Raw genomic sequence first — 14,595 nt, 5'->3', positions numbered from 1 at the left:
ATGCCCTTTGCCAGCCCGAACCAGACGCTGGCGGAGAAGATGGCCGTCCAGATCAGCAGCACCGAGATATCCAGCAGGAAGGACGGGGCAATGCCGAACAGGCCACTGGCCAGCTGGGATACCAGCGGCACCGCCAGGCCGAGCGAGGTGCCGACGCCGCCGACGATGCCGAAGACCACCACCGCATCGAGGAAGGCTCCCCACCAGCCATCGGCATGGTGACCGAGCACACCGCGCGAGGCGACCGACAGCCGGACGCCGGGGCGATTGTGGACATACATCGAGTAGGCGATGGGGATCGCGGGAAGGCAGTAGAATGCCCAGGGCGTGAACCCCCAGTGGAACTGCCCGTAGGCCAGCGCCCATTCGGCCGCGGCCTCACTCATGGGCTCAACGCCGAACGGCGGGTTGGTGAAGTAGTAGATGGGCTCGACCCAGGCCCAGTTGACGATGGCGATGCCGATCCCGCCGGCGAAGATCATCGCCACCCAGCTGAAGTAGGAGAACTCCGGCTTGTCATCCGGCCCTCCCAGACGGACGTTTCCATACCGACTGGTTGCCAGACCAACGAGAAAGACCACGACGCCCAGCCCGGCCAGCAGATACAGCCAACCGAACTGACCCGTCGCAAAGGCGAAAGCCGCGTTCACCAGAGCCGCGCCCGACTCTGGAAACATGATGAGGGGAAGGATCAATCCGACGATGACCAGGACCGAGGGTATGAAGACTCTGAGGTCCAGCCGGTCACCTGTCCTGCCTGACGTGTTCATGGTGTTTACCTGTTTATTGTTGATATTGCTGCCAGAGGACATAAGCCAATCCTGCGGCACGCTGACATTCAGCGAAGGGCATTCGCCCTAACCCATTCCCTTGCATGGTAATGGCGGCTCGCTCATCGAGACTCGAGGATCCAGGCCGCCGCCTTCTCGGCGATCATCAGGGTCGGCGAGTTGGTGTTGCCGCTGGTGATGGTGGGCATGACGCTGGCGTCCACCACCCGCAGGCCCTTGACTCCGCGCACGCGCAGGCGGGAATCCACGACCGCCATGGGATCGTCGTCGCGGCCCATCTTGGCGGTGCCGACCGGATGGAAGATGGTAGTGCCGATATCCCCCGCCAGCCGGGCCAGGTCCTCGTCGCTCTGGAACTCGACGCCGGGCTTCACCTCCTCCGGCTGGTACTTCGCGAAGGCCGGCTGCCCGGCGATACGCCGGGTAACCCGCAGCGAATCTGCCGCCACCTTGCGATCCTCCGGCGTGCTCAGGTAGTTGGGAGCGATGGCCGGGGCCTGGCGCGGGTCGCGGCTCTTGATTCGCACCGTGCCGCGACTGGTCGGATTGAGGTTGCAGACGCTCGCGGTGATCGCCGGGAAGTCATGCAGGGGCTGCCCGAAGGCTTCCAGGCTGAGCGGCTGGACGTGGTACTCGATATTGGGATGAGTGATCTCGTCGCTGCTGCGGGTGAAGGCGCACAGCTGCGACGGCGCCATGCTCATGGGGCCGGAGCGCTTGAGGGCATACTCCAGGCCGATCTTCGCCTTGCCCACGAGGGTATTGGCCATGGTGTTGAGGGTCTTCGCCCCCGTGACGCGATAGACCGAGCGGATCTGCAGGTGGTCCTGCAGGTTCTCGCCCACCCCGGGCAGCTCGGCCACCACGGGAATTTCGTGGGCGGCGAGCAGGTCCGCCGGGCCGATGCCGGAGAGCTGCAGCAGCTGCGGGGAGCCGATCGCCCCGGCGGCGAGGATCACCTCGCTCCCGGCGAGGGCTACCAGCTCCTCGCCGCCGCGCTCGACGCGCACGCCGGTGCAGCGGGTCTCGCCGCCCGCCCCATCGAAGTCCAGCCCCAGCACCTGGCTGGAGTGCCAGAGCGTCAAGTTGTCGCGCTTCTCGACCCCGCGCAGGAAGGCCTTGGCGGTGTTCCAGCGGAAGCCGCTGCGCTGGTTGACCTCGAAGTAGTCGACGCCCTCGTTGTCGCCGCGGTTGAAGTCCCGGGTACGCGGGATGCCCGCCTCCACCGCCGCGGTGGCGAAGTCATCCAGCACTTCCCATTTGAGGCGCTGCTTCTCGACGCGCCACTCCCCGCCATGGCCGTGGAAGTCACGGTGGGCAGCATCGGCATCGCCTCCGTTATCCAGGCGATGATGGTCCTCATGCTTCATGAAGTCCGGCAGGCAGTTCTCCCAACGCCAGGCGTCATCGCCGGTAAGCTCGGCCCAGCCGTCGTAGTCGCGGGCCTGGCCGCGGATATAGAGCATGCCGTTGATGCTCGAGCAGCCGCCCAGGGTCTTGCCGCGCGGGTAGATCAGCGAGCGGCCGTTGAGGCCGGGGTCGGGCTCGGTGCGGAAGCGCCAGTCGGTGCGGGGGTTGTCGATGCAGTAGAGGTAGCCCACCGGGATATGGATCCAGTGGTAGTTGTCGCGGCCGCCCGCTTCGATCAGCAGCACCCGGTTGGTCGGGTCGGCGCTCAGGCGGTTGGCCAGCAGGCAGCCGGCGGTGCCGGCCCCCACCACGATATAGTCAAATTCTTGATCAGCCATGACGTGATCTCACTGCGGCAAATGGTGGCTCGTGCTGCTTATTTCGCAAACTGGCATGAGCCTTGGTTGAGGCTGAGAACTTCTTGTGGGAGCTGGGCTTTGCCCGGCGAATGGAGGCCGAAGGACTCCTGGCGGAAGATGCCAACCTCACCAACACCGCCGGGGCGCCTGCGGCGCCATTCGCCCGGGGGACCCGGGCTCCCACAGGGCAGTTTCACGCTAGCCTGCGAAAAACCTTACTTATGCGTCGGCATGGCGAACTCGGCGCCGGCATGGATGGAGTCGGACCAGCGCTGCATGATCGACTTCTGCTTGGTGTAGAAGCGCACCCCCTCCTCGCCGTAGGCATGGGTGTCACCGAACATCGAGCGCTTCCAGCCGCCGAAGCCGTGCCAGGCCATGGGTACCGGGATCGGCACATTGATGCCCACCATGCCCACCTGGATGCGGCGGCCGAACTCCCGGGCCACGCTGCCGCTCTCGGTGAAGCAGCTCACGCCATTGCCGAACTCGTGGTCGTTGATCAACTGGATCGCCGTGGCGATATCGGGCACTCGCACGCAGGCCAGCACCGGACCGAAGATCTCCTCCCGGTAGATGGTCATCTCCGGGGTGACGCGATCGAACAGGGTGCCACCCATCCAGAAGCCCTCGGCGCAGCCCTCGCCGGTCGTCGAGGCATCGAAGTCGCGGCCGTCGACCACCAGCTCGGCGCCCTCGCTTATCCCCTGGTCGATATAGCCGGTGATGCGCTGATGGGCCTGGGCGGTGACGATGGGCCCCATCTCGGCGTCGAGTTCCATGCCGTTCTTGACCTTGAGGGCGCGGGCCCGCTCGGCCAGGCGCGGCACCAGCTGGTCGGCCACGTCGCCCACCAGCACCGCCACACTGATCGCCATGCAGCGCTCGCCGGCGGAGCCGTAGGCGGCGCCGATCAGCGCATCGACGGCCTTGTCCAGGTCGGCATCGGGCATCACCACCATATGGTTCTTGGCCCCGCCGAGTGCCTGGACGCGCTTGCCGTGGCGGGCGCCGCGCTCGTAGATCCGGTTGGCGATCGGCGTGGAGCCGACGAAGGAGAGCGCCCGCACCTCGGGGTGGTCGATGAGCGCCTCGACGCTCTCCTTGTCGCCCTGCACCACGTTGAAGACACCATCGGGCAGCCCGGCCTGCTTGAGCAGGTCGGCGATCAGCAGCGAGGCGCTGGGGTCCAGGGGGCTCGGCTTGAGGATGAAGCTGTTGCCGGCGGCGATGGCGATGGGGAACATCCACATCGGCACCATGACCGGGAAGTTGAACGGGGTGATGCCCGCCACCACGCCCAGCGGCTGGCGAAACGTCCAGTTGTCGATGCCGGTGCTGACCTGCTCGGTGTAGTCCCCCTTGAGCAGCTGCGGGATGCCACAGGCGAACTCGACGATATCGATACCCCGGGCCACCTCGCCCTGGGCGTCGGTGAACACCTTGCCGTGCTCCCGGGTGATCGCCCGGGCCAGCTCATCCTTGTGCTCGCCCAGCAGCTGGAGGAACTTGAACATCACCCGGGCGCGGCGAATCGGCGGGGTGTCGGCCCAGGCCGGGAAGGCCGCGGCGGCAGCGTCCACGGCGGTGTCCACGTCGGCCTGAGAGGCCAGCGCCACCCGGCCGCTTACCTGTCCGGTGGCCGGGTTGAAGACCTCCTGGCTCTGGCCGGACTCGCCGGCGAACATTTGCCCATTGATATAATGCTGGATAGTCGCTGTGCTCATGGTGGCCTCGTCTCATCGTTGTAGGAGTAGGTCCGCTATCGCGAATGGGGGTGTCAGAAGCGGCCCCATTGGCGCCTAGACTAGCCGGATCGGCACCAGGATCAATTGAGTAATTCAAAACCAGCGTATAAGTTCTGCTAATATCACTTCAGGATGCCGAGGAAGCCCCCATGCAGGACCTCAATAGCCTGCGCGCCTTCGTCACCGTGGCCCGGGAGGGCAGCGTTTCCCGCGCCGCCGAGCGGCTGCACCTGACCCAGCCGGCGGTGAGCCTCAAGCTCAAGCAGTTCCAGGCGGGCCTGGGCCTCACACTGTTCCAGCGACGCCCCAAGGGGCTGTCGCTGACCGAGGATGGCCAGGCGCTGCTGCCCGCCGCCGAGAAGGCGCTGGCCGCCGTGGCCGCCTTCGACCAGAGTGCCCGGGCGCTGCACAGCACCCTGCGCGGCCGGCTGAAGATCGGCACCATCGTCGATCCCGAGTTCATTCGCCTGGGCGCCTTCCTGCACCGCCTGGTGGAGCGCGCCCCGCAGCTCGAGACCGAGCTCTCCCACGGCATGAGCGGCAGCGTGCTGGAGCGCGTGCGGCGCGGCGAGCTCGACGTGGGCTTCTACCTGGCCCCGCCCGGCAGCGGGCCCGGCGAGGCGACGGCCGAGATCGCCCATCGCGAGCTGACCCACTTCCACTACCATGTGATCGCCCCGACGGGCTGGGGCGGTCGCCTGGCGGGGGCCGACTGGACGGAACTGGCCCGGCTGCCGTGGATCGTCACCCCGCCGGACTCCGTCCACCACCGCCTGCTGCACGAGGTGCTCGACCCGCTGGGCGTGACCCCCCACGGGGTCGCCCAGGTGGATCAGGAGGCCTGCATGCTCGACCTGGTACGCGCCGGGGTGGGGCTGAGCCTGGCTCGCGACGCCCTGGCCATGGCCGAGCGCCAGGAGCGTGGCCTGGTGGTGGCCGAGGGGCTGCGGCTGCCCTGCGCCCTGTGCTTCGTGTGGCGGCGCAGCCGCGCGGCGGAGCCGGTGATCGGCGAGGCGCTGGCGGTGCTGGAACGGGTCTGGGAGAGCCCCTGACCGCGGGCGCCTGCGCCTACATCACCGGGACGCCGGTGATCCAGACGTGCAGATGGAAAGCGAACAGGTAGTAGGCGATCAGGCCGGCGACGACGGTGATGGCGGTGCGGGCCAGGCTCGGTGGCACCACCGCCGATGCCGGACGACGCCGCGCCGCCCGGAAGTCCAAGACCGCCCACAGCAGGAAGGCACCGAAGAAGACGATGTCACCGAGCCGGCCGTTGGCCAGCAGGTGGGAGAAGGCCCACAGCTTCACGGCGATGATCATCGGGTGGCCCAGCTTCGCCTTGAGGTGGTTGCCCGGCACATAGGCTGCCACCAGCAGGATGAAGGCGGGAATCATCAGCAGCGCCACGGCGTGGCGCAGTCCGACGGGCGGGAACCACACCCAGGTGGGGTCGAGGCGCATCTGGCCATAGCCCCAGATCGCCAGGGCCAGGCCGACGATCGACACCGCCGAGTAGGCGGCCTTCCAAGGCAGAACGCCCAGCCGCGCGATCTGGGCGCTGCGCCAGTCGTCGGCGACGATGCGCACAGAGTGCACCCCCAGGAAGATCAGCAGGCCCAGCACCATCACGGTCATGACGTTTCTCCATTGGCAGACTCTCGAAACGCTGCAGCCTAACGCCTCCGGCCACCCCGCACCAGCGGCCGGGCGTTCCGGCCGCCTTCGACATCGGCCGTCGCGCGACGCATCATGGAGGTCCCTCAGGAACCGGCTTCACCTCACCATGGCTCTGGATACCACCGCCCTCAACCGCCGCATGACCCACTTCGATGGCCAGGCCGCGATCTGGCTGTTCGGCTACGGCTCGCTGATCTGGAAGGTCGACTTCTCCTGGCTGGAGCGGCGCCCGGCCGCTATCCACGGCTGGTCCCGGCGCTTCTGGCAGGGCTCCCACGATCACCGCGGCACCCCCGAGGCCCCGGGCCGGGTGGCCACCTTGGTGCGCGAGCCGGGAGCGGTCTGCCACGGCATGGCCTACCGCATCACCCCGGAGGTGCTGGCGCCACTGGACGTGCGCGAGAAGAACGGCTACCTGCGCGAGGTGGTGGCACTACACTTCGCCGACGGCGAGACCGCCGAAGGGCTGGTCTACCTGGCCGGCGAGGAGAACGCCGCCTTTCTCGGCGACGCCCCGCTGGATGCCATCGCCGAGCAGATCGCCCGGGCCCACGGCCCCAGCGGCCCCAACCGCGACTACCTGCTCAATCTGGCCGAGGCGCTGCGCGCGCTGGAGGTGGACGACCCCCACGTCTTCGCCCTGGCGCGACGCCTGACCCATCCGGCCGACGCTCCCCGCCGCTGAGAGCCGCTATCGAGATCAACAACCCACCGCAAGGAGCGCCCCGCCATGAGCGTGACCCTCGACGATATCCGCGCCGCCGCGGCCCGCATCCAGGGCAGCGTCGAGCGCACCCCCTGCCTGCACTCCCATACCCTGTCGCGCATCGCCGGCTGCGAGCTCTACCTCAAGTTCGAGAACCACCAGTTCACCGCCGCCTTCAAGGAGCGCGGGGCCCTCAACCATCTGCTCAGCCTCTCCGACGCCGAGCGGGCCCGCGGGGTGATCGCCATGTCCGCCGGCAATCACGCCCAAGCGGTGGCCTACCACGCCGCCCGGCTCGGCATCCGCGCCACCATCGTCATGCCCCGCCATACCCCGAACCTCAAGGTGAGCAACACCCGCGCCCTGGGCGCCGAGGTGCACCTGGCGGGCGACGGCGTGGCCGAGGCCGGCGAGGTCGCCCATCGCCTGGCCGAGGAGCAAGACCTGGTGTTCGTGCACCCCTACGACGACGAACGCATCATCGCCGGCCAGGGCACCATCGCCCTGGAGATGCTGGAAGAGGCCCCGGAGCTCGACGCCCTGGTGATTCCCATCGGCGGCGGCGGGTTGATCGCGGGCAACGCCATCGCCGCCGGCGAGCTCAAGCCGGGCATCGAGGTGGTGGGCGTGCAGACCAAGCGCTTCCCGGCCATGCAGCAGGCGCTGGCCGGCGAGCCGATTCAGTGCGGCCAGGCCACCCTGGCCGAGGGCATCGCGGTCAAGCAGCCCGGCCGGCTGACCCTGCCCATCGTGCGCGAGCGGGTGCGCGACATCGTGCTGGTGGATGAACCCGAGATCGAGCGCGCCATCCTGCTGCTGCTGGAGATCGAGAAGACGGTGGCGGAGGGCGCCGGCGCCGCCGGGCTCGCCGCGGTGCTGGCCGATCCTGAGCGCTACCGCGGTCGCAACGTGGGGCTGATCCTGTGCGGCGGCAACATCGACATGCTGGCGCTCGCCTCGGTGATCCAGCGCGGCCTGGTGCGCAGCGGGCGCATCGTGCGGGTGCGGGTCGCCATCCCCGACGTGCCGGGCGCCCTGGCCGAGCTGACCCGGCTGCTGGCCCGTCAGCGTGCCAACGTGATCCAGATCGCCCACCATCGCACCTTCACCGACCTCTCGCTGCGCGCCACCGAGGTGGAGGCCACCCTGGAGACCCTGGGCAGCGAGCACACCCGCGAGGTGATCGAGGCGCTGCGCGCCGAGGGCTACGACCCGGTGCTGCCCGCCAACGAGGTGCACCCCGACGAACGCTGGTCGCCCCGCGCCCAGGGCTAGCCGAGCGCTGCCGCCCGCGCCCTACTGCTTCCTGCGCGTAGCGTCGCTCCGGCAGGACGAAGGCCGGTGCCATCTCCAGCATCGACTGAATCACGCCGGGCACACGTCCCGGCGAGACCCAGGGTAGGTCGATCGCAGCGACCGACTGCCGCCCTGGACCTTCGGCATTCGCCAATGGCTGGCCTGGCAGCAACAGGGGGGATAAGGCGCCGTCAGCGTCGGCAACGCAGCGCCCCCACTGAAAGAAACGGCTCGGCGGGGGCGTTGCGCGGTGGGGGACGGCCATAGCTTTGGCCCCGTGCAGGGGAAAGCGTGCCTCAGGGCAGCTCGACGCAGCGCCCCAGCGAGCTGGCACCGGGCTCGATCCCCAGCGCACTGGCGGTGCCGGCCAGCACCGCCTGGGCGGCCAGGAAGGCCTCGCGGGGGCGCCGCATGCGAATGCTCTCCATCAGCTGGCGATGCCGCTCGAGACTCTCTTCGGGGTCGCTGGCACTCTCGTTGGACATCGACACCAGCAGGTGGATCGAGGGGCGCAGGATATGCGAGAGCTGGGCCCAGACGATGTTGTGGGTGGCCTTGAAGATCGCCACATGAAAGGCCACGTCGCATTCGCTGTGCAAGCGCCGCTCCTCCGGGCAGCCGGCGTTGCGCAGGTTCTGCCCGAGGCCTTCGAAGGCCTCCTCGATGGCGACCAGGTCGCGGGCCTTGGCCCGGCGCGCCGCGGTCATCGCCACATAGGGCTCGACGTCGAGACGAAAGGCCAGGATCTCGCGCTGGATCTCCGGGTTGGGCGCCGCGTAGCGGGTCATCCAGTCGGTCACCTGGGGGTCGAGGATATGCCACTCGCTGTACTCGCGAACCTTGGAGCCGTGGCCGGAAATCCGCTCGATGATGCCGGCATCGACCAGCTCCCGAAGGTCGCTGCGCACCGCCGAACGATTGAGGGCGAAGCGCTCGCAGAGATCCAGCTCGCGGGGCACGAAGTCACCGGGCTGGTAGCGCCCGGCGAAGATCGCCGCGGCGAGGTGCTCGGCGATGCTGGGACGCGAGCCGGGCTTGGCGGCCTTGGGCCTCGAGCGTAATGACGTCAAAGCGGTGAGATCCTGTTGTCGTGTCGGGCCATCATACCCCATCCGCTCACTCGGCTGGATGCCACACCGACACCGCTCGGCGCCCGACCTGGCGATAGCGCGAAGCTGTCACGAAGGCCGTCCTCTCAGTGATTGTCCCGCGGCGGACTCCGCCGCGCCACGTCCCGGTACTTGGTGGCCGGCTCGAGCGTCATGCCGCGGTCCAGCGGCTCCACCAGGGTGCGCTGGATCTCCTGCCAGGGCGTCTGGTGGTCGGGGTAGCGATAGCCGCCCCGGGCCTCGAGGCGCTCGCGCCGCGCGGCCAGCTCGGCGTCGTCGATCAGCAGCCTGACCTCGCGACGCCCCAGGTCGATGCGCAGCCGGTCGCCGTCCTCGAGCAGCGCCAGGCCGCCGCCGGTGGCGGCCTCCGGGGCGGCGTTGAGGATCGACGGCGAGCCGGAGGTCCCCGACTGGCGGCCGTCGCCGAGACACGGCAGCGACTCGGTGCCGGCGCGAATCAGCGCTTCCGGGGGCTGCATATTGACTACCTCGGCCCCGCCCGGATGCCCCACCGGCCCCGCGCCGCGCATCACCAGGACGGTGCGCGCGTCGATGCCCAGCGCCGGGTCGTCGATGCGGGCGTGGTAGTCCTCGGAGCCGTCGAACACCACCACCCGGCTTTCGAAGGCCTCGGGGTCCGCGGGGTCGCTGAGAAAGCGCTCGCGAAACTCCCGCGAGATCACGCTGGTCTTCATCAGCGCCGAGTCGAACAGGTTGCCCTTGAGGTTGAGAAAGCCGGCGTGCTCGACCAGCGGCTCGGCGTAGCGGCAGATCACCTCGGGATCCTCGATGCCGCGTCCCGCCAGGTTGTCCGCCAGGCGGCGGCCGTTGACGGTCAACACCTCGCCGTGCAGCTTGCCGGCGGTGAGCAGCTCGCTCATCACCGCCGGCACGCCCCCGGCGCCGGCCGGCATCACGTTGGCCAGCAGCGGTATCTCGTGACCCAGCCGCTGCCAGTCGTCGTTGGTGAGCTCGACGCCGGCGTGCCGGGCAATGGCATTGACGTGGATCGGCGCATTGCTGGAACCGCCCAGTGCCGAGCAGGTGACGATGGCGTTCTCGAAGGCCTCGCGAGTGAGAATATCGCTGGGGCGCAGATCCTCCCAGACCATCTCGACGATGCGCTCGCCGGTCTGGTAGGCGACCATGGCGCGCGCCTTGTAGGGCGCCGGGATCATCGCCGAGCCGGGCAGGCTCATGCCCAGGGCTTCGGCCATCGAGTTCATGGTGGAGGCGGTGCCCATGGTGTTGCAGTGCCCCACCGAGGGGGCCGAGTCGGTGGCCCGGGCGAGGAACTCGGCGTAGTCGATATCGCCGGCGGCGAGCCGCTTGCGAAGCTCCCAGATGATGGTGCCGGAGCCGACCCGCTCCTTGTCCCGCCAGCCGTTGAGCATGGGCCCGCCGGAGAGCACGATGGCCGGGATATTAACCGTGGCCGCGGCCATCAGCGCCGCCGGGGTGGTCTTGTCGCAGCCGGTGGTCAGCACCACGCCGTCCAGCGGGTAGCCGTGCAGCACCTCCACCAGGCCCAGGTAGGCCAGGTTGCGGTCCAGCGCCGCCGTGGGCCGGCGCACGTTCTCGTGGATCGGGTGCATGGGGAACTCGAAGGGTACCCCGCCGGCGGCGCGAATACCGTCCTTGACCCGCTTGACCAGCTCGATGTGGTGGCGATTGCAGGGCGTGAGGTCCGAGCCCGACTGGCAGATGCCGATGATCGGCTTGCCGCCGGTCAACTCATCCAGGGTCAGGCCGTAGTTGAGATAGCGCTCGATGCACAGCGCCGTGGTCCCGGGATGCTCGGGGTTGTCGAACCAGTAACGCGAGCGAAGCTGCTCGGGGTCGACCCTATGATGTGTCGTCATCGTCTCCGCTCCATCCGCTGAATTGATGCCAGGCAACGACGCCTTCTTCCCAGCCGGTAAAGACGGCCTGTCGGGCCATCTCGGCTGTTTCCATCAGCCAGGCCGGAATGGGGCACATATCGCCTTGATGCTGGCACATTACGCCTCCGCTCGCCGCCTAGTCGATACATACAAAAGTATATGTTGAACAAATTGGCAGTAGGTTCGACATTCTAGTGGCAGATGACAGACTCGGTGCGGCTTACTGCGGTGCCACCCATAACAAACATCGTCACCATGGAGATTCGCCCCATGCTTCCAATCTGGCGCACTTCGCTTACCCTGGCCGGCGCGGCCACGCTTTCGCTGGGCATTGCCCAGGCCCAGACCCCCGACCTCTCCGAGCCTCCCGCCATCGAAGGGGATACGGTCGGCGATCATGGCAGCGTTACCCTGCGCATGGGGCTTGGCCTGTCCGAAACCTCGCCGCAGTATCTCTCCACCCAGTACTTCGCCGACATCCTCGACCAGCGCAGCGAAGGTCGCATCAGCGTCAACATCTTCCCCAACAGCCAGCTGGGCGACGACGTGCAGATGATGGAGATGCTGCAGACCGGCACCCTGGACATGACCTACCCGTCGAGCTCGCCGGCTACCACCTATGTCAGCGAGCTGGCCGTGTTCGATCTGCCGTTCCTGCTGCCGAACCGAGAGGCGGCCATCGCCGTGCTCAACAGCGAGGTCGCCCAGTCGATGCTGGACGGTTTCGAAGGCACCGGTATGAAGGCGCTGACGTTTTCCGAGAACGGCTTCCGGCAGCTCTCCAACAGCCGTCGGCCCATCGCCACGCCCGAGGATGTCGGCGGCCTGGACGTACGCGGCCTGTCGGTGCGCACCATGGAGAACCCGGTGCACCTGGCGATCTGGGAGACCCTGGGCGCCAATCCCACGCCGATGGCCTTCGGCGAGCTGTTCTCGGCCATGGAGCAGGGCGTGGTCGACGGCCAGGAGAATCCCTGGAGCACCATCCTCACCTCCAACTTCTACGAGGTGCAGGACTACGGCTCCGAGACCCGCCACGTCTACACGCCGTTCATCAAGATGATCTCCGAGCGTACCTGGAACCGCCTCGACGAGGAGTACCAGGACCTGATCCAGGAAGCCGCCCACCAGGCCGCCGAGTACGAGATCCAGCTGGCCGCCGAGTACGACGACTGGTCGCGTGATCAGCTCGAAGAGCGCGGCATGCAGATCACCCGGCTCGACGACGACCAGATCGCCGCCTTCCAGGAGGCCGTGCAGCCGGTCTACGACGAGTGGGCGCCGCGCATCGGCGAGGACCTGGTCGCCGAGATCCAGCGCATCGTCGAAGACACCATGAACGACTGACCTGGCGGGACGGTGATCGACGCGGGCCATCGGATGGCCCGCGTTACCTCGGCCTGCCTCTGGAGCGCCTACACCCTTGGCCGCGTAGCGGGATGCCCGCGGCAGGCGTACCCTGAGCACATTCTTTCAGCTCAACAAGGGAAGCGTGATGAGCCACAAGATCCGCGTCGACGCGCCTCTCGTCATCCTCCACGGCGACGAGATGGCCCAGGTGGCCTTCGAGAAGATCCTCGATACCTTCGTGACCTCGCGGCTGGAGCTGCCGCTGGTGGAGATCGACCTCTCGGCCGAGAATCGCCTGGTCACCAACGGCCAGGTGGTGATCGAGGCGATCGAGGCGCTCAAGGCGCACGGCGTGGGCATCAAGAACGCCGGCATGACGGTCAACCGCACCCAGCTCGGCGAGCTGCTCGCCAAGCACCCCGAGATCGACGGCACCCACCTGCACCCGCTGGCCACCAAGTCTCCCAACGGCGCCATCCGCAAGGGTATCGGCGGCAACATCACCCGCGAGGACATCGAGTTCCGCAACCTCAAGGTGTCGCGCCCGGCCTGGATCGGCCGCGATATCGTGGTGGACACCATGGAGAGCGGCGGCATCAAGGAGAGCTTCAACGAGCTCTCCCGGGCCACCGGCGTGGTCAAGCTGATGTTCGTGGGGGCCAGCGGCGATCCGGTGGAGCTGCACCGCCGCGAGGTCAACAAGGGCGACCCCTGGCTGCTGGCCACCAACGACCTGGAGTCGGTCAAGGCCTGGGCCCACCGCTTCTTCCAGCGCGCCATCGGCGAGAAGCGCGACATCTACCTGGGGCTCAAGGACACCGTGATCGCCGGCTACGACGGGGTGATGCGCGCCGCCATCGAGGGCGTGTACGAGGCCCACTACCGCGAGCAGGTGGAGGCACTGGGGCTCCAGTACCACTACGAGCTGATCGACGCCCAGGCCGCGCGGCTCGTCGCCACACCGCCGGAGCGGGCGCTGTGGGGCGTGCCCGACAACACCACCGGCCGCAAGCTCTACAAGCTGGTGGAGGAGCTCAAGCGCCACGGCATCCCCGACCGCAAGGCCCAGGTCTCCATCTCGCGCATGAGCGCCGGCGGCGGCGACCAGTACGGCAGCTTCAACGCCCCCGCCGAGCAGGACGGCATCCTCAAGGTGATCGTCGACGGCGAGGAGAAGCACGCGCGCCGGGTGCGCAAGGGTGACCCCATCCTGCTGATGTCCAACGACCACGAGGCGATCAAGGACTGGGTGCTGCAGGTCTTCCGCGACGCCTCGCGCAAGCGCAAGGAGGTCTACTTCGGCCTCAAGCGCGAATACATGGAGTACGACGAGGTGTTCAGCACCGTGATCACCGACGTGCGCCGGGAACTCGCCGAGGCCGGCACCCCGCCGCCGTCGTTCATGATCATGCGGCCCTCCAGCCAGCTGATCAAGATGATCACCGACCCGCCCCGCAACGCCCTCTACCCGGCCCAGAACCTGGACGGCGATATCTTCTCGGATATCTCCGCGGCGCTCGGCGGCAGCCTGGCCACCGCCAGCTCCATCATCGAGAGCAAAGAGGGCACCATGCTCTTCGAGGCGCCCCACGGCACCGCCCACGACCTCTACCTGAAGTACCTGGAGAGCGACGGCCAGGAGGCCCACTTCAACTCCTCCGCCCTGCTCTTCGCCGTGGCCAACGCCCTGGAGACCCTGGGCGAGCGCGAGGCCAACGACGCTCTGGTCGACTACGCCCACCGCCTCAAGGCCGCGCTGATCGGCACCGTGGACGCCGGCATCATCACCGGCGACCTCAAGGGCAAGACCCGCGACCCGGCGAGCGAGACCCTGGTCGACATGAACGGCTTCCTCGAAGCCGTGGCCAGCCGGCTGTAACGCCCCTCCCCTCACGCCACCGGGGCCTGCCTGCGCGCAGGCCCCGCGTCGTTTCACCGCTCGCGTGCGCGCCACCGCCGGTCGATACTGGCAGGCAGGACCTCACCAGCCGGAGCCAACCCATGAGCGAACACGAACGCACCATCATGGCCTTCGACGATCAGGGCCGCGAGGTGATGATCGACATCCACGCCAGCGTCAGGGAGCTCAGCGAGCTCGCCCACGCCGGTGCCGTGCAGGGTGAACCGGTGCTGCGCACCCGGGAGGGGCACCCGGTCACCTACCTGGGCGGCGGCGAGTTCTCGGTCACCCTGCCCGGCGAGGAGAGCGACCTGATCGTGCGCACCGACGACCCGGAATTCGTGTAGCCCTCCTTGGGCCCACCCT

11 protein-coding genes and 1 pseudogene are annotated in these 14,595 nt (G+C 68.1%); 6 read left to right on the top strand and 6 right to left on the bottom strand.

Annotated features, from left to right (window positions below):
- From J5F18_RS06810 to J5F18_RS06800, 3 genes and pseudogenes are all read right to left on the bottom strand, one after another.
- Positions 1–812 (bottom strand): annotated as a pseudogene (locus J5F18_RS06810) (BCCT family transporter); the annotation flags it as partial.
- Positions 813–892: 80 nt separating this feature from the next.
- Positions 893–2,539 carry a GMC oxidoreductase gene (locus J5F18_RS06805; protein ID WP_346301528.1) on the bottom strand — a complete coding sequence of 549 codons (1,647 nt, stop codon included), beginning with the start codon at positions 2,537–2,539 and terminating at the stop codon, positions 893–895.
- A gap of 236 nt (positions 2,540–2,775) precedes the next feature.
- Positions 2,776–4,287, bottom strand: coding sequence for a CoA-acylating methylmalonate-semialdehyde dehydrogenase (locus J5F18_RS06800; protein ID WP_346301527.1), 1,512 nt, complete (start codon positions 4,285–4,287; stop codon positions 2,776–2,778).
- Positions 4,288–4,457: 170 nt separating this feature from the next.
- Between J5F18_RS06800 and J5F18_RS06795 the strand changes: the two genes are divergently transcribed.
- Complete coding sequence (locus J5F18_RS06795; protein ID WP_346301526.1) at positions 4,458–5,360, top strand: LysR family transcriptional regulator; 903 nt, start codon at positions 4,458–4,460, stop codon at positions 5,358–5,360.
- A 16-nt stretch (positions 5,361–5,376) separates the two neighbouring features.
- On the opposite strand, the gene J5F18_RS06790 is transcribed toward J5F18_RS06795, so the two are convergent.
- Positions 5,377–5,943: an NnrU family protein gene (locus tag J5F18_RS06790; protein WP_346301525.1), complete on the bottom strand. Its 567-nt coding sequence runs from the start codon at positions 5,941–5,943 to the stop codon at positions 5,377–5,379.
- A gap of 148 nt (positions 5,944–6,091) precedes the next feature.
- On the opposite strand from J5F18_RS06790, the gene J5F18_RS06785 reads away from it, so the two are divergent.
- Together J5F18_RS06785 and J5F18_RS06780 are read left to right on the top strand one after the other, a co-directional pair.
- Positions 6,092–6,670 carry a gamma-glutamylcyclotransferase gene (locus J5F18_RS06785; protein ID WP_346301524.1) on the top strand — a complete coding sequence of 193 codons (579 nt, stop codon included), beginning with the start codon at positions 6,092–6,094 and terminating at the stop codon, positions 6,668–6,670.
- A gap of 45 nt (positions 6,671–6,715) precedes the next feature.
- Positions 6,716–7,966, top strand: coding sequence for a threonine ammonia-lyase (locus tag J5F18_RS06780; protein ID WP_346301523.1), 1,251 nt, complete (start codon positions 6,716–6,718; stop codon positions 7,964–7,966).
- A gap of 317 nt (positions 7,967–8,283) precedes the next feature.
- On the opposite strand, the gene J5F18_RS06775 is transcribed toward J5F18_RS06780, so the two are convergent.
- Both J5F18_RS06775 and J5F18_RS06770 read right to left on the bottom strand, forming a co-directional pair.
- On the bottom strand, positions 8,284–9,057 hold the full coding sequence (locus J5F18_RS06775; protein WP_346301522.1) for an FCD domain-containing protein: 774 nt from the start codon (positions 9,055–9,057) through the stop codon (positions 8,284–8,286).
- A gap of 125 nt (positions 9,058–9,182) precedes the next feature.
- Positions 9,183–10,958 carry an IlvD/Edd family dehydratase gene (locus J5F18_RS06770; RefSeq protein WP_346301521.1) on the bottom strand — a complete coding sequence of 592 codons (1,776 nt, stop codon included), beginning with the start codon at positions 10,956–10,958 and terminating at the stop codon, positions 9,183–9,185.
- A 291-nt stretch (positions 10,959–11,249) separates the two neighbouring features.
- Here J5F18_RS06770 and J5F18_RS06765 point away from each other — a divergent pair, with 291 nt between their 5' ends.
- The 3 genes from J5F18_RS06765 to J5F18_RS06755 all read left to right on the top strand — a co-directional run bounded on the left by J5F18_RS06765 (position 11,250) and on the right by J5F18_RS06755 (position 14,576).
- Complete coding sequence (locus tag J5F18_RS06765; RefSeq protein WP_346301520.1) at positions 11,250–12,326, top strand: TRAP transporter substrate-binding protein; 1,077 nt, start codon at positions 11,250–11,252, stop codon at positions 12,324–12,326.
- 148 nt (positions 12,327–12,474) lie between these two features.
- A complete protein-coding gene (locus J5F18_RS06760) occupies positions 12,475–14,208 on the top strand; it encodes an isocitrate/isopropylmalate family dehydrogenase (RefSeq protein WP_346301519.1) in 1,734 nt (577 codons plus the stop codon).
- Positions 14,209–14,330: 122 nt separating this feature from the next.
- Positions 14,331–14,576, top strand: a complete 246-nt coding sequence (locus J5F18_RS06755) for a hypothetical protein (RefSeq protein WP_346301518.1) — start codon at positions 14,331–14,333, stop codon at positions 14,574–14,576.
- Positions 14,577–14,595 lie beyond the last annotated feature (19 nt).

The organism is Halomonas sp. BM-2019, from assembly GCF_017584085.1.
This window is presented reverse-complemented; position numbering and strand designations above follow the sequence as displayed.

Excerpts from the sequence above, each read along its gene's own strand:
- J5F18_RS06755 (WP_346301518.1), top strand. The coding sequence starts at position 14,331 with ATGAGCGAACACGAACGCACCATCATGGCCTTCGACGATCAGGGCCGC.
- J5F18_RS06765 (WP_346301520.1), top strand. The coding sequence starts at position 11,250 with ATGCTTCCAATCTGGCGCACTTCGCTTACCCTGGCCGGCGCGGCCACG.
- J5F18_RS06785 (WP_346301524.1), top strand. The coding sequence starts at position 6,092 with ATGGCTCTGGATACCACCGCCCTCAACCGCCGCATGACCCACTTCGAT.
- J5F18_RS06795 (WP_346301526.1), top strand. The coding sequence starts at position 4,458 with ATGCAGGACCTCAATAGCCTGCGCGCCTTCGTCACCGTGGCCCGGGAG.
- J5F18_RS06790 (WP_346301525.1), bottom strand. The coding sequence starts at position 5,943 with ATGACCGTGATGGTGCTGGGCCTGCTGATCTTCCTGGGGGTGCACTCT.
- J5F18_RS06760 (WP_346301519.1), top strand. The coding sequence starts at position 12,475 with ATGAGCCACAAGATCCGCGTCGACGCGCCTCTCGTCATCCTCCACGGC.
- J5F18_RS06780 (WP_346301523.1), top strand. The coding sequence starts at position 6,716 with ATGAGCGTGACCCTCGACGATATCCGCGCCGCCGCGGCCCGCATCCAG.
- J5F18_RS06770 (WP_346301521.1), bottom strand. The coding sequence starts at position 10,958 with ATGACGACACATCATAGGGTCGACCCCGAGCAGCTTCGCTCGCGTTAC.
- J5F18_RS06805 (WP_346301528.1), bottom strand. The coding sequence starts at position 2,539 with ATGGCTGATCAAGAATTTGACTATATCGTGGTGGGGGCCGGCACCGCC.
- J5F18_RS06800 (WP_346301527.1), bottom strand. The coding sequence starts at position 4,287 with ATGAGCACAGCGACTATCCAGCATTATATCAATGGGCAAATGTTCGCC.